Below are 24,068 nucleotides of genomic sequence, written 5' to 3' on the forward strand. Positions count from 1 at the left end.
CACCCGTCCGGACCCGTGCCCTGCACGGGAGGAAAGATCACAAACCAAGGATGGAACAAGGGCCGCGCCCGGTGCAACGCCCCGACCAGCAATCATGATGAAGGACTACCTGCGTAAACACCCGCAAGTGCGCACGATCCGCGTGGCCGCCGCCGACCTGAACGGTCAGGCCCGTGGCAAGCGCATCCCCTCCCGCTATGCCGACAAGGCGGTCAAGGACGGCACCCGTTTTCCGTTCTCGATCCTGTCGCTCGACATCTGGGGTGAAGATATCGACGACAGCCCGATGGTCTTTGAACAGGGCGATCAGGATGGCGTGCTCAAACCCACCGAACGCGGCTTCATGCCGATGCCGTGGCTTGAGGCGCCAACGGCGCTGCTGCCAATCTGGATGTTCCGCGAAAATGGCACCCCCTATGACGGCGACCCCCGCCACGCGCTGAATGCGGTGGTGAACAAGTACAAAAAGCGCGGCCTGACCCCCGTGGTGGCGATGGAGCTGGAATTCTTCCTGATCGACGATTCCGGCAAGACGCTGCAAGTGCCCTCGTCGCCCCGGTCCGGCAAGCGCCGCAAAGCGGCCGAAACCATGTCGATCCGCGCGCTGGACGCCTTTGACACGTTCTTCACCGACTTGTACGACGCCTGCGAAGCGATGGACATTCCCGCCGATACCAGCACCAGCGAGACCGGCCTTGGCCAGTTCGAGGTGAACCTGATGCATTGCGACGACGCCCTGCGCGCCGCCGATGATGCCTGGCTGTTCAAGCTGCTGGTCAAGGGGCTGGCCCGCCGTCATGGTTTCGCCGCCAGCTTCATGGCAAAGCCCTATGCCGAGTATTCCGGGTCAGGTCTGCACACGCACTTCTCGGTGCTGGATGCCGCTGGCGACAACATCTTCGACTCTGGCGGGCCCAAGGGCACGGCGGCGCTGAAACACGCCGTGGCGGGCTGTCTGACCGCGATGAGCGATTCGACGCTGGTCTTTGCACCGCATCAAAACAGCTATGAGCGACTGGTGCCCGACAAACATGCGCCAACCGCCATCTGCTGGGGCTATGAAAACCGCACGGCCGCAGTGCGCATTCCGGCGGGCAGCCCTGCCGCACGGCGGATCGAACACCGGGTCGCGGGGGGCGATGTGAACCCCTACCTCATGCTGGCCACCATCCTTGGCGCGGCCCTGATGGGGATGGAGGACGAGCTGGAACCGCCATCGCCGGTCACCGGCAACGCCTATGCCATGGACCTGCCGCAGATCCCGGCCACATGGGAAGCCGCGATTGATGCGTTCGAGAACAGCGATATGCTGTCGCGCTTCCTGCCCAAAGAGTTGATCCGCAACTTCGTGCTGACCAAACGGCAGGAAATGCATTACATCGCCGAGCTGACCCCGGAAGAGCGGATCGAGCTTTATCTCGATACGGTCTGACGCCGCAAATTCCGCGCCCCCTTGACCAGACAGGGGGGCGCGGCACAAGGCTCTTGCACCCTCAACTTCGGACAGGTCATGCTGATCGGCATTCTGCAAACCGGGCTCGCTCCCGAGGCTCTGGCACCTGCCATGGGCGATTACCCCGACATGTTCGCCCGCCTGCTGGACGGGCACGGCTTTGCGTTCCGCACGTTTCAGGTGGTGAACGGTGTCTTTCCCGCGGATGTGCACGATTGCGACGGCTGGCTGATCACCGGGTCAAAGCACGGGGCCTATGAAGATCACCCGTGGATTCCCCCGCTGGAGGATTTCATCCGCGCCGCCTTTGCCGCCCGTGTGCCGGTGGTGGGCATCTGCTTTGGCCACCAGATCATCGCGCAGGCCATGGGGGGCCGCGTCGAAAAATACGCCGGCGGCTGGTCGGTCGGTCCCACGGCCTATGACTTTGACGGCCACACCCTGACCCTGAACGCCTGGCATCAGGATCAGGTGGTGCAGCGGCCCGAAGGCGCGACCGTCATCGCAAGCAACGGGTTTTGCGAAAACGCGGCCCTGCTTTATGACGACCGGGCGCTGACCATTCAGGCGCATCCCGAGTTCCGGCCCGATTTTGTCGACGGGCTGATGAAAACCCGCGCCATCGGCGTGGTGCCCGACCCGCTGTTGCAGACAGCGGCGACCAAACTGGGTACACCTTTGGACGACAGCTCCATCGCCGCCAGGATCGCGGCGTTCTTCAAAGCGCCCCGGACCTGACGTCCGGGGGCAAACACACGGACCAACCCCATGTCCAAATGGACCGACAAACTGCCCGAAGCCGCACGAGACTTCATCGGCGACCGCCGCGTGGACGAGGTGGAATGCATCATCGGCGATATTGCCGGGGTGGCACGGGGCAAGGCGATGCCTGCCGCCAAATTCGCCACGCAGAAAAGCTATTTTCTGCCGAACTCGATCTTTTTGCAGACCATCACCGGCGAATGGGCCGACAACCCGTTCGACGCCTTCACCGAACCCGACATGATCCTGGAGCCCGATTTCACCACCGCCACCGCCGCACCGTGGACAGCGGATGTGACCTTGCAGGTCATCCACGACGCCAAGGATCAGAACGGCGTGCTGATCCCCTATGCCCCGCGCAATGTGCTGCGTCGGATTGTCGATCTTTATGCCGAACAGGGCTGGCAAGCCGTGGTGGCACCCGAGATGGAATTTTTCCTGACCGCCCGCAACATTGACCCCAACATGCCGGTGATGCCGCCCATGGGCCGTTCTGGCCGCCGCGCGGCGGGCAAGCAGGCCTATTCGATGTCGGCGGTTGATGAATACGGCAAGGTGATCGACGACATCTACGACTTTGCCGAAGCCCAGGGGCTGGAGATCGACGGCATCCTGCAAGAGGGCGGCGCGGGCCAGATCGAGCTGAACCTCGCCCATGGCGATCCGGTCCGGTTGGCGGATGATGTGTTCTTCTTCAAGCGCCTGATCCGCGAGGCGGCTTTGCGCCATGATTGCTTTGCCACCTTCATGGCCAAACCCATTGCGGGGGAACCGGGATCGGCGATGCACATCCACACCTCGGTGGTGGACAGCAAATCCGGCAAGAACATCTTCGCCGGGCCAAAGGGTGCAGAGACGGAAGCGTTCCTGCACTTCATCGGCGGCTTGCAGAACCATCTGGGCGCCGGCATTGCCCTGCTGGCACCCTATGTGAACAGCTACCGCCGCTATGTTCCCGACTTCGCCGCCCCCATCAATCTGGAATGGGGCCGCGACAACCGCACCACCGGCCTGCGGGTGCCAATCTCCACTGCCGCTGGTCGCCGGGTGGAAAACCGCCTGCCGGGCATGGATTGCAACCCCTATCTCGGCATCGCGGCCACGCTGGCCTGCGGCTATCTGGGCCTGATGGAAAAGCGCAATCCGCGTCCGGAATTCATTGGTTCCGCCTATATCGACAGCGACGAGATTCCGGTGAACATGGGCGACGCGCTGGACCTGCTGGATGAGGATGCGGCGCTGAAAGCGGTGCTGGGTGACGGGTTCTGCAAGGTCTACGATTCCGTCAAGCGCAACGAATACAAAGAGTTCCTGCAGGTCATCAGCCCGTGGGAGCGTGAACATCTGCTGCTGAACGTATGAACCTTTTGCACGCCAATGACCGGGCGGGGGAATATCCGCCGTCCTATTACGCGGCCACCGCCACGCCGCTGGACCCGTTCCCGACGTTGAAGGGCCAGACCCGCGCCGATGTCTGCATCATCGGCGGCGGCTATACCGGCCTGTCGGCGGCACTGCATCTGGCCGAAGCGGGCCTTGATGTGGTGCTGCTGGAAGCGCACCGCATGGGCTTTGGCGCATCGGGCCGCAACGGCGGGCAGGTGGGAAGCGGCCAGCGGCAGGATCAGGACTGGCTCGAGGCTGCTGTGGGCTTTGAACATGCACGCCGGCTGTGGGACATGGGCGAAGACGCCAAGGCGCTGGTGCGCGGTCTGATCGACCGCCACGCCATGCCGGTCACCTTCTACCCCGGCATCGCCCACGCCTGCCGCTCTGCCGCCGAAGTGCGCCACGCGCACGAATACGCTGAAAAGTTGGCGCGCGACTATGGCTATGGGCAGATCGAAACCCTCAACCGCGACCAGATGCGCGCCATCATTGGGTCAGAAGCCTATCACGGCGGCGATCTGGATATGGGCGCGGGCCATCTGCACCCGCTGAACTTCGCGCTGGGGCTGGCGAAGGCCGCCGCCGATGCCGGGGCGCGGCTGTATGAGCGCGCCGAAGTCCATCACATCGCCCATGGCGACAAGCCGGTGGTGCAGACCGCAAGCGGGCAAGTCACCTGTGATCACGTCATTCTTGCAGGCAACGGCTATCTGGGCGGGCTCGACCGCAAGGTTGCGGCCCGCGTCATGCCGATCAACAATTTCATTCTGGCGACCGAGCCCTTGGGCGACCGCGCCGCTGGTATCCTGTCGCGCCCCATCGCCGTGGCCGATACCAAATTCGTCGTCAATTACTGGCGGCTGTCCGAAGACAACCGTCTGCTGTTCGGCGGCGGGGAAAGCTATGGCTACCGCTTTCCCGATGTGGTCAAGACGGTCATGAAACCGATGCTGGAGGTCTATCCACAGCTTCGCGATGTGCGGGTGGATTATGCCTGGGGCGGGACGCTGGCCATTACCATGAACCGCATGCCCTGCTTTGTGCGCGCGGCACCCAATGTGCTGTCGGCCTCCGGCTACTCCGGGCACGGCGTGGCGATGGCCACGCTGGCGGGCAAGATGATGGCGCAGGCGGTGCAGGGTCAGGCCAGCGGCTTCGACCTGATGACGCGCCTGCCGCACCACAGCTTTCCCGGCGGTGCCGCCCTGCGCTGGCCGCTGCTGGTTGCCGCGATGACATGGTATTCGCTGCGCGACCGGCTGGGCGTCTAGGCGCCCCCCCGCCGCGTCATGGATTTGTCACTGGCTTTGGCGGCTCGCAGAGATTAAGCATCCCTTAAACTGAGTTTAAGGAAAACCCCATGGCGCATGATGGCCAGACCCTGCCCCCCAATGTTTACGACGCCGAACCCATTCCCGAGGCAGCGCGGGCGGAAATCGAACGGTTGCTGAGCTCGGGTGACCTGTTCCGCTACACCGCTGCCAAGGATTCCCCCGTCAGCTTGCTGGAGCAAGAGTTTGCCGATCTGCTCGGCAGCCGTTATGCGCTTGCCGTGTCCTCCTGTTCCGCCGCGCTGTTCCTGTCGCTCAAGGCGCTGGATCTGCCGCGCGGGGCGCGCGTGTTGATCCCCGCCTTCACCTTCGCCGCTGTGCCTTCCGCCGTGGTCCACGCCGATTGCGTGCCGGTGCTGGTCGAGGTCGGCGACAGCTACCGCATTGATATGGCCGACTTCGAGGCAAAATTGCCAGAGGCGGCCGCCGTTCTGATCAGCCATATGCGCGGCCACACATCCGACATGGATGCCATCATGGCCCTGTGCGACGCCGCTGGCATCCCGGTGATCGAAGATGCGGCGCATTCCTTGGGCACGCTCTGGTCCGGGCGCAATATCGGCACCATCGGCCGCGTCGGGTGCTTCAGTTTTCAGTCCTACAAGATGGTGAACGCGGGCGAAGGCGGCATCATGGTGACCGATGACCCGGAAATCGCGGCGCGCGCGGTGATCATGTCGGGCGCCTATGAGGAGAACTGGAAAAAGCATCCTGGTTTCCAGAACAGTTTTTGCGTCTGGCAGAACAAACTGCCGCTCTACAATCTGCGCATGCAGAACCTGTCGGCGGCGGTGATCCGGCCGCAGCTGCCGCTGATCGCGCGGCGGGTGGCGGACGGGCGGCGCAATCACGACCATGTGGCGGCGGCGCTCAACGCCTGCGGGCTGCTGCGGGTGCCCCCTGCCCTGCCGCCAGAGCTGCGCGCGCCCGACTCGATCCAGTTCACACTGGCCGGGGACTGGAGCGATGCACAGGCGCTCCGGTTTCAGGCCGAGGCCAAGGCGCGCGGTGTATCGGTGCAGATCTTCGGCCTGTCCGAGGGGAATGCGCGCGCATTCTGGAACTGGCAGTTCCTTGGCGACGCGCCCGACCTACCGCTGACCCGCGCCATGCTGATGCGGGCCTGTGACGTGCGCCTGCCCGCACGGTTGACGCTGCCGGAACTGGATTACATCGCCGACGCGCTGGTGGATGCTGCCCGGGCCGTCATGACAGGCGCAGGTCTGGTGCCAACCATGGCCATGCCGTCACCGCAGGCGTGACGATCCGGCTGCCGATCAGGCGGCGCAGATCCTGCGCCACCCGCCCCGGCACATCGCCCATCACCCCGGCCCGGACCGACAGCGATATGCTGCGGGTCAGGGCCGCGCCGGGCAAAGGCTGCACCTCGACCGCATCCAGAAACCGCGCCGCATGGTGCAGCGCCAGCGGCGTCAGGATCGTCCAGCCCGCACCTTGCGCGACCAGCGCCAGAATGGCGTGATAGCTGTCCAGCTCGAACCGCACCTGCGGGCGCTGGTTGGCGCGGGCCAGATGGCCGGCGATCTGGCGCCCCATCAGGTGGCGGGCGGAATAAAGGATCAGCGGCACCTCGGCAGTGGATTTCGGGCGCACCGCCACAAAGGGTTCGGTCAGAATCGGATGCACCTCGCGCCAGCCGCCATCAGTGCCCTCGGACCCCAGCTCTGCTGCCACCGCCAGATCCAGCGCCCGCGCCTCCAGCTTGTCCAGCAAACGATGGCTGGCCCCGGTTTCCAAAAGAAAGCGGCACTCGGCCATCTCCTGCGCCAGGCCCGACAGAAGGGCGGGCGTCACCTCGGCATCCAGATCCTCGATCATGCCAAGGCGCAACGTTGTAAGCCGGGCCATATCGGCACGGGCCAGGTCGGCGCGGGCTTCGGCTTCGGTGTTCAGGATCACCTGCGCATGGCGGCGGAACAGGTGGCCCCCCGGGGTCAGCGCAAAGGGGCGGGCAGCGCGGTCGAACAGCGTGGCCCCCAGCGTCGCCTCAATCGCTGCAAGCTGCTGGCTGACCGCCGGGGGCGATACCCCCAGCCGCCGCGCGGCGGCAGAAATGGTGCCTTCTTCCGCGACGGCCAGAAAGACCTCGATCCCCCACAGGGTGACGCGGGTCTGGGGGTCTGCCATGATGTTTACAGCTTGGAGAGTTTCTTTTGCAGCTCGGCCAGCTGCTTCTTGATCTGGGCCAGATCCTCGGCGCTGGTGGCGTCCTCTTTGTCCGGTTCGGGGCCGGAGGCCGAGCCGGGCCAGCCGGGAACCCCGCTCATCATCGTTTTCATGAAGGCTTCCTGCTGCTTGCGCATCAGATCAAACCCGGGCATCGCGGCCATCGGGTTGGGCAGCACGCCAAGGTTGCCCATCATCTTGGACTGGCCTTCACGCAGCATCTCGAAGCTGGCGGCAAGGAACTGGGGCACCACGGAATGGACATTGGTGGTGTAGCTGCGCACAAGGTCGGTCAGCACGGCAATGGGCAGGACGTTTTCACCCTTGGATTCATGCTCGGCCACGATCTGCAGCAGATACTGGCGGGTCAGGTCGTCGCCGGATTTGAGGTCTACGATCTGCACCTCGCGGCCCGCGCGGATGAAACCGGCGATATCCTCCAGCGTCACGTAATCCGAGGTCTCGGTATTATACAGGCGGCGGCTGGCGTAGCGTTTAATCAGCAGCGGCTTGTCGGTATCGGCCATGGCCACCCTCCCCTGAGGTTTTTGCACGTGCAGAGAAGTTTACGCAGCCCGGAACCAAAAGGAAAGCCTGACAGTGGTGCCTTGGGATACCCCCGGCGTTGCAAGGTGTAGGATTTTTTGAAATCAACAGGTTGGCCCGGGACCGTTTCGGAAAATTAAACGAATGGCGGATGGGCCGGGCCGGTGTGGGGGGCCAGCCCCCGTCGTTGCGCGACTCCCCCCGGGGTATTTGCAGACGAAAAAATGCTGCAGGACGCAACCTTGGCAGCGCGGCGCGGCACCCTTGCGGCATAACAAAAAGGCGGGCCCCGAAGGACCCGCCTTTCGCTGTTCTGCGCCCAGGGAGGAGGTGTGCGCAAAGCAGCGTCGATCAAAACCGATCAGAACTGGTACGACAGTCACGATCCGGCCCGGACGGCCGGATCAGGGTCTGACGATCACTTGGCAGCAGAAGCTGCTTTCTTGGCGGCGACGGTCACGTCCGACGTGGCCTTCTTCACGGCAGCGGTCGCGTCTTCCGACATGTCCTTGCCAGCAGCCAGCATCAGCTCGACCGTTTCCATCTGCACTTTTTTCGCGACTTCTGCGAAAGCGGCCAGATTTTCAGCAGCCATTTCGGCAGCGGCCGAAGCGAAATCGGTCACCGATTTGGAATAATCGGTCGGTTCGGTTTTGGCCTTGGACACGTCAGCCATTTTGGCGATGGTGTCTTTGGTCCATTTGGCGGTGATCTCGGTCGACTTTTCAGCAGCTTCCAGAGCCACTTTCGACATCTTCTCGGCCAGAGCAGCCTGAGTTTTGAAGGCGTTCTGCATCGCGGACGAGTCAACCGGGAAGGAAGCCATCATGTCCTGCATCACTTTTGCGAAATCTGGGGTCTTGGTCATTGGGTCATCTCCTGATTGGCCGGAGGGTCCGACCTGTTTTCCATGACGTCAATATACATGCTGCACTGCAGCATTTCAACCATTTTTCTGCAATGCAGCATTTTTCAGAGCCGGGTCAAGCTAACCCGTTGGCCGTCAATCATTTCCGGCGACCACTCTTGCCGTTACGTAAGTTCCCGGCGCGTCGCAGAGCACAGGATTGGTCGAATCGCCCGGGATACGGGCGGGAATCAGTTTGCCCGACCGCTCTTTCAACCATGCGCCCCAGCGAGGCCACCAGCTGCCCTTGGTAAAGGACGCCCCCGCTTTCCAGTCTTCCGGCGCGCCGGCAAGCGGGGCGTCAGAGGTGTAATGGCCGTACTTGTCCTTTGACGGCGGGTTGATGATTCCGGCGATATGGCCCGATTCCGACAGAATGAAGGTTTTGTCCCCGGACCCCATCTGCTTGATGCTGTTGAAGCTGCCGCGCCAATGCGCGATGTGATCGGTCTCGCAAGCGATGGCACACAGCGGCACCTTGACTCCCGACAGGCTGACCGGCTCGCCAAACACCGGGAAGGTGCCCTTTGCAAAACCGTTGCCCTGACAGAGGCCCCGCAGGTATTCCACCGCCATGGTGGCGGGCAGGTTGGTGCCGTCGCCGTTCCAGAACAACAGATCAAAGGCGGGCGGGGCTTCGCCCATCATGTAGCTTTTGATCGCGGGCTGATAGATCAGGTCGTTGGACCGCAGAAAGCTGAAGGTGCGGCCCATGAAGAACTTCGACAGGATGCCATCCTTGGCCGACTGCCGTTCGATCCCATCGACGAAATCATCCTCAAGAAACACCCCGACCTCGCCCGGATCGGAAAAATCGGCCAATGTGGTGAAGAAGCTGGCCGATTTCACCGAAGTGTCGCCCGCCCGGTCCAGATGCGCCAGCGTCAGGCCCAGAGTGGTGCCCGCGATGCAATAGCCCACAGTGTTGATTTGCTTCTGCCCAGTGATGCGCCGCACCTCGGCCATGGCGCGCAGGTAACCGTCGCGGATATAGTCATCCATGCTGGTATCGGCATAGGACGCGTCCGGGTTGACCCATGACACGACAAACAGGGTGAACCCCTGATCCACGATCCATTTGATCAGCGAATTGGCGGGCTTCATATCCATGATGTAGAATTTGTTGATCCACGGCGGGAAAATCAGCAACGGCGTAGCATGCACATTTTCGGTGCTGGGCGCATACTGGATCAGCTCCAGCATCCGGTTGCGGTACACGACCGAACCGGGGGTGGTGGCAATGTTCCGCCCGATCTCGAAGGCCTGCGGGTCGGCCAGCGTGACCAGCACGTCGCCATTGTTGGCCTCGATATCGCGGACCAGATTTTCAAGGCCCTGCACCAGGCTCATCCCGTCGGTGGCCACGGCCTTTTCCAACGCATCGGGGTTGGTGCCCAGAAAGTTGGTGGGCGAGAACATGTCGATGATCTGCTTGGTGAAGTATTCGACGCGGCGGCGGTCGGTGGATTCCAGCTTGTCCAGATCGCCGATGGCATTGGTCATCGCCTCGGCATTCATCAGATATTGCTGTTTGATGTAGTTGAAGGCCGGATGAGTCTCCCACAGCGGGTTAGAGAATCGGCGGTCTTTCGGGGTGGGGTCGGCAGGGGCCTTCAGCTCACCCGACAAAAGCGCCTGCTGCGCATCGACATAATGCTTCAAACTTTTGCCCCAGAAGCTGATCTGCTGTTCCAGGATTTTTGACGGATTTTGCATCATTTCGGCCACATAAGCGGCTGCGGCCTTCATATAAACGTCATTCGAGGGGCCAGAAAGGGCGCTGTCGGCCTGTTTGCGATGCGCAAGCGCCGTCATCAGACGTTGGGAAAGCTCTTCGACCCGTGCCAGATTGGCCTGCATCCTCTCCAACTTTGGTGCTGGATCATTGTCATCAGTTGTCATGTCAGTCTTTCCCCCCTAACCTGCCCACGTGCAGCATAACGTCGCCTGACTGGGGGGGAAAGCGACGAATTGCCGGGGCACCTGGCCCGGAATGGAGACGCAGATGAAATACATGACCACGTACGACATGATGGAAACGGCCCGCAACACCAATGCCTGGATGGGGGCAACGGCGCGGGCGATGGCGTCTTATCCGGTGTTCGCCCTGTCGATGAACCCGCTGCTGCCCCTGATGGCCGCCTGGGGTGAGGTGACCGAGCGCACCTTTGACCGCATGATCGCCAAGCCCGACTGGGGCATCCGGTCGATCGTGGGGGCCGACGGCACCGATCATCTGGTCGATGTAACCCCGGTGGTGGAACGGCCCTTTGGCAACCTGATCCAGTTTGTCGTGCGCCGGCGCGCGCCGATGCAGCGCCGCGTGCTGCTGGTGGCGCCGATGTCGGGCCATTACGCCACCCTTCTGCGGTCCACGGTCCTGTCGCTGCTGCCCGATTGTGATGTCTACATCACCGATTGGCACAATGCGCGCGACATCCCTGTCAGCGCCGGCAAATTCGATATTGAAGATTACACGCTGTATCTGGCCGATTTCATGCGCGAGCTGGGGTCGGATCTGCATGTCATCGCGGTGTGTCAGCCGGTGCCGCTGACGCTGGCCGCAACCGCCTATCTGGCGGCAGAAGACCCAAGCGCGCAGCCGCGCAGTTTGACCCTGATCGGCGGGCCGGTGGACCCCGATGCCGCCGCGACCGAGGTCACCGATTTTGGCCGCCGTGTCACGATGGGGCAGCTGGAGCACCTGGCAATCCAGCGCGTCGGCTTCAAATCCAAGGGCGCGGGGCGGCTGGTCTATCCGGGGCTGTTGCAGTTGCAAAGCTTCATCACCATGAACGGCGAGCGGCATTCCAAGGCGTTCAGCGAACAGATCATGCGCGTGGCGCGCGGCGAGGCGTCGGATCATGACGCGCACAACCGGTTCTACGACGAATATCTGGCCGTGATGGACATGACGGCTGAGTTTTACCTCTCGACGGTGGAGCGGATCTTCAAGAACCGCGAGATTGCGAAAAACGAATTCGTGGTCGCCGGGCGCAAGGTCGATTTCGGCGCGATCACCGATGTGGCGGTCAAGATCGTGGAGGGTGCGAATGACGATATTTCCGCGCCCGGCCAGTGCCTTGCGGCGCTGGATCTGCTGACGAACCTGCCCGACTCCAAAAAGGCCGCGCATCTGGAACCCGGCGCGGGGCATTACGGGATCTTTGCGGGCAAATCCTGGCGGCTGAACATCCGACCGCTGGTGCTGGCCTTTATCGACGCAAATTCCGATGCGCCAAAGTCGGCCAAGGGTAACAAGACCCCTTCGGCACAGCCGGACCAAGGGGAAAACGTGATCAACCTCGCGTCAGCGTAGGATCATCGGGCCGGATAGAAAGCCCTCGATCGCCGTGGTGACGGCATCGGGGGCCTCCAGCATCGGCAGGTGGCCCGCGCCGTCAATGCGTTTCAACACCGATGACGGCATCAGATCACGCGCGAATTCCTGACGGCGCAGCGGCAGCAGGGTGTCGGCGCTGCCCGCCAGCAACAGCGCAGGCACGGTGGCGCGGCGCAGGGTGCGTTGCTGGTCGGGGCGGCGCTGCAAGGCGCGGCACTGGCGCAGATAGACACCCTCCCCCAGCCCCAACGCCATATCCTGCATCAGGGCCAGAACGGCGGCACGGTCGGGCGTATCGGCCAAAGCGCTGACCGGCACATCCTCGGCAATCGCAGCTTTCAACCGGCCCGATTGCGCGGCCACCATCCGGGCTTCGCGGGTTGCGGCCATCTGCGGGGCCTCGGCCAGCGGATCGGTGGCCAGCAGCACGATATGTGTCACCCGGTCCGGCGCACGGCGCAGAATATCCAGCGCCACAACACCCCCCAGACCATGCCCTACCAGCGCAAAGCGCGCAGGCGCTTGGCGCAGGGCATCCTCGCTCATCCTTTCGACATTGTCCTGTACCGGCAGATAGATCTGCGCCGCATGGCGCAGCCCAAGTGCCACGATCTGTGGCAGGAAGGCACGGGCATCCTGCATCAGGCCGGGGATGAACAGGATGGGGTCTGGCATCATTCTGCCTTTTGACAACGGAAGGCTGACTCAGGGACGAGGTTTGAAAACTGCAATGTATCGACCGAAGATCGGGTAACAGGCCCCGCAAAGGTTGGAAATTGGAAAGAAACAGCGATCATGCCTGCCCTCCATTCAGGATATCCGTAATCGCCTGCGGGATCATCGCCAGACAGTCCGGCGCGGAAAAGCGGTGATCTGCGCCCTTGACCAGGGTCAGCCGCATATCGGGGCTGGTGGCGTGATCCAGCAGGCGCAGCGCCACCGAGGGCGGCACATCGCTATCAGCAGTGCCTTGCAACAGCCTGACCGGAAACGGCAAATCCAAAGCGTCGCGCAGGACCAGACGACCGCGCCCTTCCTCAATCAGCCTTCGGGTGATGATATAGGGCTGGTCGGCGTATTCTGACGGCAGCTCTACCCGGCCCACGCTGTCCAGCATCTGGCGCTGCGCGTCAGAGAACCCGGCCCACATGCTGTCTTCGGTAAAATCGGGCGCGGCGGCGATGCCGACCAGCCCAGCCACCCGCTGCGGGATGGCCTTTGCCACCAAAAGCGCGATCCAGCCGCCCATCGACGAGCCCACAAGGATCTGGGGCCCGGCGGTCAGCTGGGTCACGGCGACCAGAGCATCCTCAAACCAATCGCCGATCGCGCCATCAAGAAACGCGCCCGAGGACTGGCCATGACCGGAATAGTCAAACCGCAGGAACGCGCGGCCCTGCTGCGCCGCCCAGTCTTGCAAAAACAATGCCTTGGTGCCGGACATGTCCGATTTGAACCCGCCCAGGAAGACCACACCCGGCCCCTGCCCTGCCAGGTGGTGATAGGCGATGCGCCGGTCTTGCGGCGTGGTCAGAAATTCCGGCTGTGTCATGGCATCCTCCGTCCCCGACCTTCTACGCGAGGGTTGTTGACTTTGCCAAGCGACGGACGCAAAACCGCGCGGATATAACCCGCAACCGGGCGTTTCGTAGGCGCCAAAACGACGAGGAGGCCGATATGGCCCATGATTCAAAGACCGTCTCACTCACCTTTCCCGATGGCAATGTCCGCAGCTATGACGCTGGCGTGACGCCTGCCGATGTGGCGGCCTCTATCGCGCCCAGCCTCGCCAAGGCCGCCATTTCGGCGCAGGTCGATGGCCAGCACTGGGATCTGGCCTGGCCGATCAGCGCGGATGCAAAGCTGTCGATCAACACCGTGAAGGATGATGCGGCGGCGCTGGAACTGATCCGCCACGATTGCGCGCATATCATGGCGCGCGCGGTGCAAGAGATCTGGCCTGATGTCAAAGTGACCATCGGCCCGGTGCGTGATTACGGCTGGTTCTATGACTTCGACCGGGCCGAGCCGTTCACGCCCGACGACCTTGGCCAGATCGAAGCGCGGATGAAGCAGATCATCAACGCCCGCGACCCTGTCAAAACCGAACTCTGGGACCGTGCACGCACCCGCGTATACTATGAAAATCGCGGCGAATCTTTCAAAATCGAACTTCTTGATCGGATTCCGGCGGGTGAAGACATCCGCATGTACTGGCATGGCGATTGGCAGGATCTGTGCCGTGGCCCGCATCTGCAACACACCGGCCAGGTGCCTGCCGACGGGTTCAAGCTGACCCATGTGGCGGGGGCCTATTGGCTGGGCGACAACACGCGCCCGATGCTGCAACGCATCTACGGTGTCGCGTTCCGCAACCGCGATGACCTGAAAGCCCACATGACCATGCTGGAGGAGGCCGCCAAACGCGACCACCGCAAGCTGGGCCGCGAGATGGGCCTGTTCCACATGCAGGAAGAAGCGCCGGGCCAGATCTTCTGGCATCCGAACGGCTGGACCATCTATGTCGCCCTGCAGGATTACATGCGCCGCCGCCAGCGCGCCGATGGCTATGTCGAGGTGAACACACCGCAGGTGGTGAACCGCAAGCTGTGGGAAGCCTCCGGCCACTGGGAAAACTATCAGGAAAACATGTTCATCGTCGAAGTGGACGAAGAGCATGCCCGCGAAAAGACGGTCAATGCGCTCAAACCCATGAACTGCCCCTGCCATGTGCAGATCTTCAACGTCGGCCTGAAAAGCTACCGTGACCTGCCAATCCGCATGGCGGAATTCGGGTCTTGCGCGCGGTATGAACCATCGGGTGCGCTACACGGCATCATGCGGGTGCGCGGGTTCACGCAAGATGACGCGCATATCTTCTGCACGCTGGCGCAAGTGGAGGAAGAGTCGAAGAAATTCATCCAGCTGCTGGCGCGGGTCTATTCCGACCTTGGCTTTGACAAATGGCGGGTCAAACTGTCGACGCGGCCCGAAAAGCGGGTCGGCTCGGATGAGATCTGGGACAAGATGGAGGAAGCACTTGCCAATGCCTGCCGCGCTGCGGGCTATGAGTTCGAGCTGTTTCCGGGTGAAGGTGCGTTCTATGCGCCCAAGCTGGAATTCGTGCTGACCGATGCGATTGGCCGCGACTGGCAGTGCGGCACCCTGCAGCTGGACCCGAACCTGCCAGAACGGCTGGACGCGGCCTATATCGGCGAGGATGGGGCGAAACACCGGCCCTTCATGCTGCACCGCGCGGTCTTGGGCAGCTTCGAGCGGTTCATCGGCATCCTGATCGAGAACTTTGCCGGCAAGCTGCCGTTCTGGCTGGCCCCGCGTCAGGTGGTGGTGGCATCCATCGTGTCGGATGCTGACCCCTATGTGGCAGAGGTAGTGACCGCGCTGACGCTGGCGGGCATCCGGGCCGAGGCCGACATGCGCAATGAAAAGATCAACTACAAGGTGCGCGAACATTCGGTGGGCAAGGTTCCGGTCATCCTGGCCATCGGGATGAAGGAAGTGGAAGAGCGCACCGTCTCTGTCCGCCGCCTGGGTGAAACACAGACCCGCACGATGGCCTTGGACGAGATCGTGGCGCAGTTGACCGCCGAAGCACTGCCGCCTGATCTGCGCTGATCCAACCATCTGGTTTTACATGAAAAGATGCCGGGGAAACCCGGCATCTTTTTTTTATGGGGCGCTGGAGGCAAGTTGTTACAGCTTCACAAGAATGTCTTTGTCTGAAACGGCACGTAACGAAACGCCCCCTACCTTGCGTAAAGCCCGATGTACCGCAAGTCGCGGTGCACGAATCCAACAACGGGAGCTTCTCATGTCTTACCAAGCCAAATCATTTGCCATCGCTGGCGCCCTTGCTGCCGCCCTTTCCGCCCAACTCGCCGGTCCTGCGCAGGCGCAGGAAATGGAAAAGTGCTTTGGCGTGTCGCTTGCGGGCAAGAACGATTGCGCCGCCGGCCCCGGCACAAGCTGTGCGGGAACGTCAAAGGTCGATTATCAGGGCAACGCCTGGACCCTCGTGCCGACCGGCACCTGCACCACGATGGAGCTGCCAGACGGCCGCATGGGCGCGCTGGAAGCGCTGAAGCGTGACCTGCCGGCGTAACTCTTTCGGTGATCGTCGGTCTGGGGGGCACCGCGCCCCCCAGACCCCCCGCGCGATATGTGTGAACAGATACTGCAGGAGGCGTTGATGTTGGACAGTCACAGACAAAATTTGCCGCTGGCACCGGGGGTTGGGTACAAGCCGCAGCATTTTGCGGACATCATGGACGATCCGGGGCCGGTGCGCTGGCTGGAGGTGCATGCCGAAAATTACATGGGTGCGGGCGGGCGCCCCCTGGCGCAGCTGCGCGCGCTGGCCGAGCGGTTTGCGATCTCGGTGCACGGGGTCGGGCTGTCGATCGGGGGCGAAGGGCCGCTGGACGCCGCCCATCTGGAACGGCTGAAGGCGCTGTGCGCCTGGCTGCACCCCGCCAGTTTTTCGGAGCACCTGGCCTGGTCAACGCATGACGGCGCGTTTCTGAACGACCTGTTACCCCTGCCCTATACGCAGGCCACGCTGGGCCGGGTCTGTGACCATATTGATCAGGTGCAGGAGGTGTTGGGGCGGCAGATGCTGCTGGAAAACCCGTCAACCTATCTGGGTTTTGCCGAGGCCACGCTGGAAGAGGTCGCGTTTCTGACGGCGGTGGCGCGGCGGACCGGCTGTGGGCTGCTCCTCGATGTGAACAATGTCTTTGTCAGCGCGGTCAATCAGGGCTTTGATCCGGCAACCTATCTGCGACAGTTTCCGCTGGAGCTTGTGGGCGAGATCCATCTGGGTGGCCATGCCGGGGACGAGGGGGATCACGGGATGCCCTTGCTGATCGACACGCATGGAACGCAGGTGGCCGATCCGGTATGGGATCTCTTTGCGCAGACGGTGGCGCAGGACGGGGCGCGGCCCACGTTGATTGAATGGGACAATGATGTGCCCGACTGGCCGGTGCTGCGGGCCGAGGCCGGGCGGGCGGCACTGGTGCTGGCCACCGCCGGGGCGCAGGTGATGGCATGAGCCAGAGTGTCTTTGCCCATGCCGTGCTGACACCGGAGGCCCCGGTGCCGCCGGGGCTGGTGGACCCGCTGGGCCGCCCTGCCCCGCGCCGGTTTGACGTCTATCGCAACAACGTCGCGGTGTCGCTGGTGGCGGCGCTGGAAGAAGGGTTTCCGGTGGTGCGGCAGCTGGTGGGCGAGGCGTTCTTTGCCGCCATGGCGCTGGTGTTTTTGCGGGCCCATCCGCCGCAGGGGCCGGTGCTGAGCGGCTATGGCGCGGCGTTTCCGACGTTTCTGGAGCAGTTTCCACCCGTCGCGCATCTGGGCTATCTGCCCGATATGGCGCGGCTGGAGCTGCTGTTGCGCGACAGTTATCACGCGGCGGATGCGGTGCCGGTTGCCGCGGATGCCCTCGCGGCGCTGCCGGTTGCCGCGCTGCTGGCCAGCCGGACCTTGCTGGCCCCATCGCTGCGGCTGTTGCCATCGCGCTGGCCGGTGCAGGCGATCTGGTGCGCACATCATGACGGCAGCGCGGACGCGCCCATGCAGGCCGGGGATGTGGTGGTGCTGCGCGCGGAATTTGACCCACGCCCGCATCTGCTGCCAGCAGGCGGTTTGGCGGTGATCAAGGGACTGCAGGCGGGGCTGACGCTGGAGGCGGCGTTGGACGCGGCACCGGGCACCGATCTGGCCGGGGTGTTGACGCTGCTGCTGGGCGCGCGGGCGATTGTGGAGGTGCGCCGATGATCTGGACAGTATTGACAGCTGGCGACGCCATAGGGCGATGGCTGGACCGCATGGCCCCGGCGCTGGTGCCGGTGCTGGCGCGGCTGGTGTTTGCGGCCGTACTGGCCGGCTATTTCTGGGCCTCGGCCCTGACCAAGCTGGGCCCTGGCCTGCTGATGCCGTCAACCGGGGCCTATGCGCAGATCTTTCCCCGTGCCTTCGAGGCGGTGGGTTATGATGCCAGCCAGCTGGGGCTTTGGCCCCGTCTGGTGGTGCTGGCGGGCACCGGGGCAGAGTTTGTCTTGCCGCTGCTGATCATCCTGGGCCTGCTGGCGCGGCTGGCGGCGCTTGGGATGATCGGGTTCATCCTGGTGCAAAGCCTGACCGATATGATCGGCCATGGCGTCGCGGGTGCCGATCTGGGGGCCTGGTTTGACCGCTTTGCCGATGCGCTGATCCTTGATCAGCGGGTTCTTTGGACCCTGCCGTTGATGGTGATCGTGATGATGGGGGCGGGACGGGTTTCGCTCGACCATGCGTTGCGTAAATTGCGCAGAAATCAGCCGACGGACCAGAAAACCGGGGTTGCAGAGGCGCATAGGCAGAAACCTGACCTGAAACCTCTTGATTTTAACCGAAAGTGAGTCATCCTTGCGATCAAGTGATGACAGACTTTCTGACCGCCTCTCAGACCGAAGGCCGTGGAATCTGGCGGAACGGCTTGCGGCAATTCCGCTGCGAGGTGAGTTGAGAGGAGAGACGGCATGCCAACCGGCACAGTGAAATGGTTCAATGCGACCAAGGGGTTCGGATTTATCGCACCTGATGATGGCGGCAAGGATATCTTCGTTCATATCTCTGCGGTTGAACGGGCCGGGCTGCAGGGCCTGAACGACAACCAGAAGATCGCCTATGAACTGCAGTCTGGCCGCGATGGCCGGGAATCGGCCAGCGACCTGCGGCTGCTTTGACCCTTTGCCTGTGGCATCACAGGCAAAACGCTGAAAGACCCGAACGGTCCGCACTGCGGGCCGTTCGGCATTTCAGGGGGTGTCAGACACCGGTCAGCGCGTCGATCGTGGCCTGATCCCAGCCCAGATACCATGTGCCATCCGCCTCGATCACCGGGCGTTTCATCACCGTGGGCTGGCTGCGGATCTGGGCATCGGCGTCAGACGCCTTGAAAAAATCGCTGCCCCCCCGATAGGTGGTCGAGGTCTTGTTGATGATCCGGTCGCCGAATTCGCCCACAATCGTCTCGATCTCGGCCTCGGTCAGCGGGTCTTTGCGCACGTCGCGGAAGGTGACGGGGTGGCCTGCCCCCTCCAGCGTCTTGATCGCCTTCTTGCAGGTGTCGCAGGTGGAAATGCCATACAGGATCATTGGGGGCCTCATAAGATCAGGTCTGGGGGATGTGTAACCCGGCGCGCGGCGCAGGGCCACCCCCCGGTGTCAGCCCAACAGCGCGCGGGTGATCGCTACCCCGGCCCAGGCAGAAAATGCGGTCAGAACCGCCCCCCAGAGCGTATCGGTCATAACCATCGTCCAATGCCAGTCGCGCATGATGGCATAGCTGGTGAACTCATAGGTGCCATAGGCCATGGCCCCGATGATCGCCGCGGGCAGGATCAGCGCCGCGCCCTCGCGCAGGGCGGGCAGGCTGACCAGATAGATCAGGCCAGCGACGTAAGCCGCATAAAACACCGCGGCTGGCGCATAGCGGATCGGCTCGGCCATCAGCGCGCCGATATGGCGGGTGAACAGCGGTTTCATCACCAGCGTCAGCATGATCGCGTCGACGATCAGAAACACCAGCGCAGTGGACAGATAGAGGGTCACAAGTTGCATCGAAAGCTCCCTTTTCCACGAGGGTAAAGCGTGGATTTCCACGATGGTAGAGCGTGGATCGCAAAGGTCACGTTTTGCGGTGCAGATACGTGCCAGGTCGCCCTTGGGCGGGAAAAGGAGGGACTGGCGATCCCGGGAGGACTCGAACCCCCGACCCGCTGCTTAGAAGGCAGCTGCTCTATCCAGCTGAGCTACGGGACCGACGCGCTCTTTTTGCGGCAAGTGCGCGCGTTAGACAAGGCTGCGCGTCATGAAAACCGAATTCGGATCGTCGGTATAGCCTTCAAACGGCGGGCACTCGGTGAAACCTGCGTTGGCATAAAGCGCACGGGCGGCGACAAAGGTGGGCTGGACCCCGGTTTCCAGCGACAGGCGGGCAAACCCCTCGGCCCTTGCGGCATCAACCAGATGCTCCAGCATGCGGCGCGACAGCCCCCTGCCCCGCACCTCGGACAGGATGTGCATGGACTTGATCTCGGCATGGCCTGCATCGATCCGCTTGAAGGCGCCCATGCCGATGGGGTCACCCTCTTCGCGCATCACGAAAAACCAGATCCCGGGGCTGGCAAGCTGGCTGGCATCCATCATGTGGATGCTCTCTGGCGGCGTATCGGCATGCATTTCAAGGGTGTGGCGTCGCATCAGCAAGGCAAGGTCGGTGCCAAGCGGCGATTCCAGCGCGATGGTTGGGCTCATGATGTCACTTTGGTTCAGGCGTCGCGTCAACAGAGACCGAATTTCCGAACACAATCAATATGCCATCGTTGTCCCGGCACAAATTCCTGCAGATGTGTGAACGTCAGGCGGACCTGGCCAGATCCTCCAGCAAACGCGCCACCGCCTCGGCCCCCGGATCGTTGTGCCCGGCCAGCTTGTCGGCAGACAGATAGCTGGACCGTCCGGCCTTGGCCCTTGTCATGCTGGCGGTGCTGTCTGCCCCCGCGCGCGCGGCGGCAGCGGCGGCGGCCACGCCCTGCGGCAGGGCCTGCAGGGCGGGGGCCAGCGCGTCGATCATCGTGCGGTCGCCGGGCCCGGCGCCGCCCACCTGACGCACCCGGTCCAGCCCCGCCGTCAGCGCGCCGATCCAGTTCCTGCCCCCCGCCGCGGCATCGCCCGCCGCGGTGAAGAAGATGGCCAGCAACACGCCCGACGAGCCGCCCATGGTCTGGCTGAGTTCCGACCCGATGGCGCGGAACAGCTGCGTGGTATCGGCCAGTGGCATCCGGTCAAGCGCGCCCGCCAGGGCGCGCGCGGCACCGGCCAGCGTCGATCCGGTGTCGCCATCCCCCGATTTGGCATCCAGCGCATTCAGATCGGCCTCGGCCGCGATCAGCGCGCGGCAGCAGCGCGCGATCAGGGCGGCGCGCGCCGGATGGGCCGAAGGCTGCGGCTGGATCGGGGTCAGCCCGTCGGGCAAGGGGCGCAGGCCCACCGTGCCAAACCGCTGCAACCCCGGCCAAGCCGCAGGCCCGACAGGGGCGGCCAGCGCCTGTTCCAGTTCCGGCGTCACCGGCAGCAGCGACAGCGAAAACCCGTGCATGTCCAGCGAGGTCATCAGCGGTGCCGGACCGATGATCCATTTGATCCGGCCACCCAGCGGCGACCGGCCAAGGTCATGGGCCAGCACGCTCATCTCCAGCGGGGTGGTGGCCCCGAGGTTGTTCAAGAGCGCCACATGGTCTCCGCTGCCCAGATGTGCGGCCAGACGCTCCGCCACCATGGCCATCGCCGATGCGGCCCCCGCAAAGGCCACCTGCTCCACCCCGGCCTCACCATGGATGCCAAGGCCAAGCTCGGCCTTGCCGGGCTCGATCCGCTGTTCCTTGGGGCTGCCCGGCACCGTGCAGGTGTCCAGCGACATGCCGATGGACAGGGCCGATCCGATCACTGCCTGAGCCGTGGCCGCGATGCTGTCAAGGCCCATCCCGGCCTCGGCCATCGCACCCGCAATCTTGTGCACGAACAGCGTGCCCGCCAGCCCGCGCGCCTGCGGCAGATCGGGCAAGGCGATGTCGTCATCGACAATCACCATCGCCACCTTCAGCCCGAAGGCCCGCGCCCGTTCGGCGGCAAGGCCAAAGTTCAGCCGGTCGCCGGTGTAATTCTTGACGATCAGCAGACACCCCGCCGGGCCGGTCACCGCCAGAATGCCTGCCAGCACCGCATCGACCGACGGGCTGGCAAACACATCGCCGCACACCGCCGCCGTCAGCATTCCCTTCCCCACGAACCCCGCATGGCTGGGTTCGTGCCCCGAGCCACCGCCCGACACCAGCGCCACCCTGGCGCGGTCCCAGTCGCTGCGCAGCACCACCCGGATATGCGGATAGCCATCCAGCCGCACCAAAGCCCCGCCCGAGGCGGCAATCACCCCGTCGATGGCGTCGGTCACAAGGGTTTCACGGGCATTCATGAACTGTTTCATGGGGGTCATCCTTGAATTCGGGTGCCGCTGGCATCAAACCACAGCGGGGTCTGCGGGCGGATGGCGATGCTGTCCCCCGTCGCCAGCGGGGTATGGGGGTCAGCCAGCGTAACAATCTCATGCGGGCCAAGGCGCAGGTGCAGCCGGGTCTGATCGCCCAGCCGTTCCACCCGCCGTACCGTTGCAGGCTGGCCCTCCCCGATCACGATGTGTTCGGGGCGCAGGCCCATCTGCGTGGCCCCTGCGGGCGCGCCGGGGCCAAAGGTGCCCGCCGGCAGCAGGGTGATGCGCGGCTGGCCCAGACGGCTGGCGACATAGGTGCTGACCGGGTCTACGTAAATCTGGCGCGGGGTGCCGAACTGCACCAGACCGCCCCGATCCAGCACACCGACATGGGTGGCCATGGTCATCGCCTCAATCTGGTCATGGGTGACATAAAGGAAGGTCGCGCCCAACTCGGCATGAATGCGCTTCAGCTCCACCCGCAGATCGGCGCGCAGCTTGGCGTCAAGCGAGGAAAGCGGCTCATCCATCAGGTAAATGCGCGGCTGGCGCACCAGCGCCCGGCCGATCGACACCCGCTGCATCTCGCCCCCCGACAGCGCAGTGGCCTTGTTGTCCAGCTTGTGGCCGATGCGCAGCGCATCGGCCACCGCCTGCACCCTTTTGGCAATATCCGGCTCCGCCATGTTGATCACCGGGCTGCGCAGCGGAAAGGCCAGATTGTCGCGCACCGACAGATGCGGGTACAGCGAGTATTGCTGGAACACCATCGCCACATCGCGCTGCGCGGGCATGTCCTGCACCACCGATGCGCCGCCGATGGCAATATCGCCGCTGTCAGGCCGCTCCAGCCCGGCGATCAGCCGCAGGGTGGTGGTCTTGCCCGCGCCGGTCGGCCCCAGCAGCACCACGAATGCTCCGTCGGGAATGGTCAGCGACACATCGCGCACCGCGCGGGCGGCCCCGAAGGATTTGGACACATGCGACAGGACCACCTCAGCCATGGAACACCCCCGCATTGGCCGATGTGCGCAAGGCCCGGCCCGTGCCGCCATCGAACAGCGACAGGGTTTCGGCCCGGAACGCCAACCCCACCGTATCACCGCTGCGCACCACCTGACCCGAAGGCGCGCGGGCCTTGACCACGCCATGCGCGGTATCCAGCGTGATGATCTGCGACGTGCCCAGATATTCGCTGGCAAGGATGCGCCCACGGTATGGGGCATCATCCGCCAGCGTCACATGTTCGGGCCGCACCCCCAGCACCAGATCGCGGCCCCCGGCTTCCTGCTGCAGCTCCGGCGTGGCCAGCGTGACGGTGCCCAGCGTAACCGAGCGGTCACCCGCCCGCACAGCCCCTTGAAACGGCAGAACATTCATCGACGGGCTGCCAATGAAATCGGCCACGAACAGCGTGGCGGGATGGTCATAAATATCCTGCGGCGTGCCGAACTGCTCAACCACACCGTGGTTCATCACCACGATCTTGTCGCCCATCTGCATCGCCTCCAGCTGGTCATGGGTGACATAGACCGTGGTCGCCCCCATCCGGTCATGCAGGGCGCGCAGCTCTTCGGCCATATGCTCGCGGAATTCGGCGTCCAGCGCGCCCAGGGGTTCATCCATCATGAACGCCTTGGGGTTTCGCACGATGGCGCGGCCCAGCGCCACCCGCTGCCGGTCGCCCCCCGACAGGCCGCCCACCGGCTTGTCCAGAATATCGGTGATGCCCAATATCCGCGCCACCTCGGCCACCTTGGCCTGCACCTGCGCGCGCGGCACGCCCTGGCTCACCAGCGGATAGCTGATGTTGCGGCGCACATTCATATGCGGGTAAAGCGCGAACATCTGGAACACCATGGCAATGTCGCGCTGCGATGCCGGGCGCTGCGACACATCCTCGCCATCCATCAAAATCTCGCCACTGGTCGGCAGTTCCAGCCCGGCAATCATCCGCAAGGTGGTGGTCTTGCCGCAGCCCGATGGGCCCAGCAGCATGAAGAACTCGCCATCCCGGATGGTGAAGGACGACCCCTGCACCGCCGTAAAGGCCCCGAATTCCTTGCGCAGATTGTGGATAACGATGTCGGCCAAGG

At 63.6% G+C, this 24,068-nt stretch carries 24 protein-coding genes and 1 tRNA gene; 12 read left to right on the forward strand and 13 right to left on the reverse strand.

The window, feature by feature from the left end:
• Window positions 1-97: 97 nt before the first annotated feature.
• The 5 genes from EEB11_RS13395 (at window position 98) to EEB11_RS13415 (ending at window position 6,197) form a co-directional block, all read left to right on the forward strand.
• Window positions 98-1,432, forward strand: a complete 1,335-nt coding sequence (locus tag EEB11_RS13395) for a glutamine synthetase family protein (RefSeq protein ID WP_135432152.1) — start codon at window positions 98-100, stop codon at window positions 1,430-1,432.
• 78 nt (window positions 1,433-1,510) lie between these two features.
• The gene (locus EEB11_RS13400) at window positions 1,511-2,191 is read left to right on the forward strand and encodes a type 1 glutamine amidotransferase (RefSeq protein ID WP_135432106.1); all 681 of its coding nucleotides are present in this window, start codon (window positions 1,511-1,513) and stop codon (window positions 2,189-2,191) included.
• 30 nt (window positions 2,192-2,221) lie between these two features.
• Window positions 2,222-3,577, forward strand: coding sequence for a glutamine synthetase family protein (locus tag EEB11_RS13405; RefSeq protein WP_135432107.1), 1,356 nt, complete (start codon window positions 2,222-2,224; stop codon window positions 3,575-3,577).
• On the forward strand, window positions 3,574-4,875 hold the full coding sequence (locus EEB11_RS13410; protein WP_135432108.1) for an NAD(P)/FAD-dependent oxidoreductase: 1,302 nt from the start codon (window positions 3,574-3,576) through the stop codon (window positions 4,873-4,875). The genes EEB11_RS13405 and EEB11_RS13410 overlap by 4 nt, the downstream gene beginning before the upstream one ends.
• 89 nt (window positions 4,876-4,964) lie before the next feature.
• Window positions 4,965-6,197, forward strand: a complete 1,233-nt coding sequence (locus EEB11_RS13415; protein ID WP_135432109.1) for a DegT/DnrJ/EryC1/StrS family aminotransferase — start codon at window positions 4,965-4,967, stop codon at window positions 6,195-6,197.
• On the opposite strand, the gene EEB11_RS13420 is transcribed toward EEB11_RS13415, so the two are convergent.
• The 4 genes from EEB11_RS13420 to phaC form a co-directional block, all read right to left on the reverse strand.
• On the reverse strand, window positions 6,142-7,083 hold the full coding sequence (locus EEB11_RS13420) for a LysR family transcriptional regulator (RefSeq protein WP_135432110.1): 942 nt from the start codon (window positions 7,081-7,083) through the stop codon (window positions 6,142-6,144). The two genes, EEB11_RS13415 and EEB11_RS13420, sit on opposite strands and share 56 nt — an antisense overlap.
• A gap of 5 nt (window positions 7,084-7,088) precedes the next feature.
• Window positions 7,089-7,649: a polyhydroxyalkanoate synthesis repressor PhaR gene (phaR, locus tag EEB11_RS13425; RefSeq protein WP_135432111.1), complete on the reverse strand. Its 561-nt coding sequence runs from the start codon at window positions 7,647-7,649 to the stop codon at window positions 7,089-7,091.
• Between the two features lie 437 nt (window positions 7,650-8,086).
• Window positions 8,087-8,536 carry a Phasin gene (locus tag EEB11_RS13430; RefSeq protein WP_103332983.1) on the reverse strand — a complete coding sequence of 150 codons (450 nt, stop codon included), beginning with the start codon at window positions 8,534-8,536 and terminating at the stop codon, window positions 8,087-8,089.
• Between the two features lie 135 nt (window positions 8,537-8,671).
• Complete coding sequence (gene phaC / locus EEB11_RS13435; RefSeq protein ID WP_135432112.1) at window positions 8,672-10,477, reverse strand: class I poly(R)-hydroxyalkanoic acid synthase; 1,806 nt, start codon at window positions 10,475-10,477, stop codon at window positions 8,672-8,674.
• Window positions 10,478-10,580: 103 nt separating this feature from the next.
• Here phaC and phaZ point away from each other — a divergent pair, with 103 nt between their 5' ends.
• Complete coding sequence (phaZ, locus tag EEB11_RS13440; RefSeq protein ID WP_135432113.1) at window positions 10,581-11,894, forward strand: polyhydroxyalkanoate depolymerase; 1,314 nt, start codon at window positions 10,581-10,583, stop codon at window positions 11,892-11,894.
• Here phaZ and EEB11_RS13445 read toward each other — a convergent pair.
• Window positions 11,886-12,593, reverse strand: coding sequence for an alpha/beta fold hydrolase (locus tag EEB11_RS13445; protein ID WP_167852742.1), 708 nt, complete (start codon window positions 12,591-12,593; stop codon window positions 11,886-11,888). The genes phaZ and EEB11_RS13445 overlap by 9 nt on opposite strands.
• Window positions 12,594-12,711: 118 nt before the next feature.
• Complete coding sequence (locus tag EEB11_RS13450) at window positions 12,712-13,470, reverse strand: alpha/beta hydrolase (RefSeq protein WP_135432115.1); 759 nt, start codon at window positions 13,468-13,470, stop codon at window positions 12,712-12,714.
• Window positions 13,471-13,595: 125 nt separating this feature from the next.
• Between EEB11_RS13450 and thrS the strand changes: the two genes are divergently transcribed.
• From thrS to EEB11_RS13480, 6 genes are all read left to right on the forward strand, one after another.
• Window positions 13,596-15,554 (forward strand): threonine--tRNA ligase, encoded by a 1,959-nt coding sequence (gene thrS, locus EEB11_RS13455; protein ID WP_135432116.1) that lies wholly within the window; start codon window positions 13,596-13,598, stop codon window positions 15,552-15,554.
• A gap of 196 nt (window positions 15,555-15,750) precedes the next feature.
• On the forward strand, window positions 15,751-16,041 hold the full coding sequence (locus tag EEB11_RS13460) for a BufA1 family periplasmic bufferin-type metallophore (protein ID WP_135432117.1): 291 nt from the start codon (window positions 15,751-15,753) through the stop codon (window positions 16,039-16,041).
• An 87-nt stretch (window positions 16,042-16,128) separates the two neighbouring features.
• The gene (gene bufB / locus EEB11_RS13465; RefSeq protein WP_135432118.1) at window positions 16,129-16,992 is read left to right on the forward strand and encodes an MNIO family bufferin maturase; all 864 of its coding nucleotides are present in this window, start codon (window positions 16,129-16,131) and stop codon (window positions 16,990-16,992) included.
• On the forward strand, window positions 16,989-17,717 hold the full coding sequence (locus tag EEB11_RS20250) for an HvfC/BufC N-terminal domain-containing protein (protein WP_135432119.1): 729 nt from the start codon (window positions 16,989-16,991) through the stop codon (window positions 17,715-17,717). Before bufB ends, EEB11_RS20250 begins: the two co-directional genes overlap by 4 nt.
• Window positions 17,714-18,340, forward strand: a complete 627-nt coding sequence (locus EEB11_RS13475; RefSeq protein ID WP_210134424.1) for a DoxX family membrane protein — start codon at window positions 17,714-17,716, stop codon at window positions 18,338-18,340. Before EEB11_RS20250 ends, EEB11_RS13475 begins: the two co-directional genes overlap by 4 nt.
• Window positions 18,341-18,460: 120 nt before the next feature.
• Complete coding sequence (locus EEB11_RS13480; protein WP_103332975.1) at window positions 18,461-18,667, forward strand: cold-shock protein; 207 nt, start codon at window positions 18,461-18,463, stop codon at window positions 18,665-18,667.
• Between the two features lie 82 nt (window positions 18,668-18,749).
• Here the strand turns inward: EEB11_RS13480 and EEB11_RS13485 are convergent, their stop codons facing one another.
• The 7 genes from EEB11_RS13485 to EEB11_RS13515 all read right to left on the reverse strand — a co-directional run bounded on the left by EEB11_RS13485 (window position 18,750) and on the right by EEB11_RS13515 (window position 24,066).
• Window positions 18,750-19,079, reverse strand: coding sequence for an arsenate reductase family protein (locus tag EEB11_RS13485; RefSeq protein ID WP_245298905.1), 330 nt, complete (start codon window positions 19,077-19,079; stop codon window positions 18,750-18,752).
• A 69-nt stretch (window positions 19,080-19,148) separates the two neighbouring features.
• Window positions 19,149-19,544, reverse strand: a complete 396-nt coding sequence (locus tag EEB11_RS13490; protein ID WP_135432121.1) for a DUF2177 family protein — start codon at window positions 19,542-19,544, stop codon at window positions 19,149-19,151.
• 124 nt (window positions 19,545-19,668) lie between these two features.
• Window positions 19,669-19,745, reverse strand: a tRNA-Arg gene (locus EEB11_RS13495).
• A 30-nt stretch (window positions 19,746-19,775) separates the two neighbouring features.
• A complete protein-coding gene (locus EEB11_RS13500) occupies window positions 19,776-20,240 on the reverse strand; it encodes a GNAT family N-acetyltransferase (protein ID WP_135432122.1) in 465 nt (154 codons plus the stop codon).
• Between the two features lie 103 nt (window positions 20,241-20,343).
• Window positions 20,344-21,969, reverse strand: a complete 1,626-nt coding sequence (locus EEB11_RS13505) for a dihydroxyacetone kinase subunit DhaK (protein WP_135432123.1) — start codon at window positions 21,967-21,969, stop codon at window positions 20,344-20,346.
• 5 nt (window positions 21,970-21,974) lie between these two features.
• Entirely contained in the window at window positions 21,975-22,976 is a 1,002-nt protein-coding gene (locus tag EEB11_RS13510) for an ABC transporter ATP-binding protein (RefSeq protein ID WP_135432124.1), read from the reverse strand.
• Window positions 22,969-24,066 (reverse strand): ABC transporter ATP-binding protein, encoded by a 1,098-nt coding sequence (locus EEB11_RS13515; RefSeq protein WP_135432125.1) that lies wholly within the window; start codon window positions 24,064-24,066, stop codon window positions 22,969-22,971. Before EEB11_RS13515 ends, EEB11_RS13510 begins: the two co-directional genes overlap by 8 nt.
• Between the last annotated feature and the right edge of the window lie 2 nt (window positions 24,067-24,068).

Source organism: Pseudotabrizicola sediminis (assembly GCF_004745575.1).
Taxonomy (GTDB): Bacteria; Pseudomonadota; Alphaproteobacteria; order Rhodobacterales; family Rhodobacteraceae; genus Pseudotabrizicola; species Pseudotabrizicola sediminis.

Coding starts and splice junctions, on each gene's coding strand:
- phaR (WP_135432111.1), bottom strand. CDS start 7,649: ATGGCCGATACCGACAAGCCGCTGCTGATTAAACGCTACGCCAGCCGC.
- EEB11_RS20250 (WP_135432119.1), top strand. CDS start 16,989: ATGAGCCAGAGTGTCTTTGCCCATGCCGTGCTGACACCGGAGGCCCCG.
- phaC (WP_135432112.1), bottom strand. CDS start 10,477: ATGACAACTGATGACAATGATCCAGCACCAAAGTTGGAGAGGATGCAG.
- EEB11_RS13445 (WP_167852742.1), bottom strand. CDS start 12,593: ATGCCAGACCCCATCCTGTTCATCCCCGGCCTGATGCAGGATGCCCGT.
- EEB11_RS13490 (WP_135432121.1), bottom strand. CDS start 19,544: ATGCAACTTGTGACCCTCTATCTGTCCACTGCGCTGGTGTTTCTGATC.
- EEB11_RS13460 (WP_135432117.1), top strand. CDS start 15,751: ATGTCTTACCAAGCCAAATCATTTGCCATCGCTGGCGCCCTTGCTGCC.
- EEB11_RS13405 (WP_135432107.1), top strand. CDS start 2,222: ATGTCCAAATGGACCGACAAACTGCCCGAAGCCGCACGAGACTTCATC.
- EEB11_RS13500 (WP_135432122.1), bottom strand. CDS start 20,240: ATGAGCCCAACCATCGCGCTGGAATCGCCGCTTGGCACCGACCTTGCC.
- EEB11_RS13395 (WP_135432152.1), top strand. CDS start 98: ATGAAGGACTACCTGCGTAAACACCCGCAAGTGCGCACGATCCGCGTG.
- EEB11_RS13430 (WP_103332983.1), bottom strand. CDS start 8,536: ATGACCAAGACCCCAGATTTCGCAAAAGTGATGCAGGACATGATGGCT.
- EEB11_RS13415 (WP_135432109.1), top strand. CDS start 4,965: ATGGCGCATGATGGCCAGACCCTGCCCCCCAATGTTTACGACGCCGAA.
- EEB11_RS13410 (WP_135432108.1), top strand. CDS start 3,574: ATGAACCTTTTGCACGCCAATGACCGGGCGGGGGAATATCCGCCGTCC.
- phaZ (WP_135432113.1), top strand. CDS start 10,581: ATGAAATACATGACCACGTACGACATGATGGAAACGGCCCGCAACACC.
- EEB11_RS13475 (WP_210134424.1), top strand. CDS start 17,714: ATGATCTGGACAGTATTGACAGCTGGCGACGCCATAGGGCGATGGCTG.
- EEB11_RS13485 (WP_245298905.1), bottom strand. CDS start 19,079: ATGATCCTGTATGGCATTTCCACCTGCGACACCTGCAAGAAGGCGATC.
- EEB11_RS13450 (WP_135432115.1), bottom strand. CDS start 13,470: ATGACACAGCCGGAATTTCTGACCACGCCGCAAGACCGGCGCATCGCC.
- EEB11_RS13400 (WP_135432106.1), top strand. CDS start 1,511: ATGCTGATCGGCATTCTGCAAACCGGGCTCGCTCCCGAGGCTCTGGCA.
- thrS (WP_135432116.1), top strand. CDS start 13,596: ATGGCCCATGATTCAAAGACCGTCTCACTCACCTTTCCCGATGGCAAT.
- EEB11_RS13510 (WP_135432124.1), bottom strand. CDS start 22,976: ATGGCTGAGGTGGTCCTGTCGCATGTGTCCAAATCCTTCGGGGCCGCC.
- EEB11_RS13420 (WP_135432110.1), bottom strand. CDS start 7,083: ATGGCAGACCCCCAGACCCGCGTCACCCTGTGGGGGATCGAGGTCTTT.
- EEB11_RS13505 (WP_135432123.1), bottom strand. CDS start 21,969: ATGAAACAGTTCATGAATGCCCGTGAAACCCTTGTGACCGACGCCATC.
- bufB (WP_135432118.1), top strand. CDS start 16,129: ATGTTGGACAGTCACAGACAAAATTTGCCGCTGGCACCGGGGGTTGGG.
- EEB11_RS13480 (WP_103332975.1), top strand. CDS start 18,461: ATGCCAACCGGCACAGTGAAATGGTTCAATGCGACCAAGGGGTTCGGA.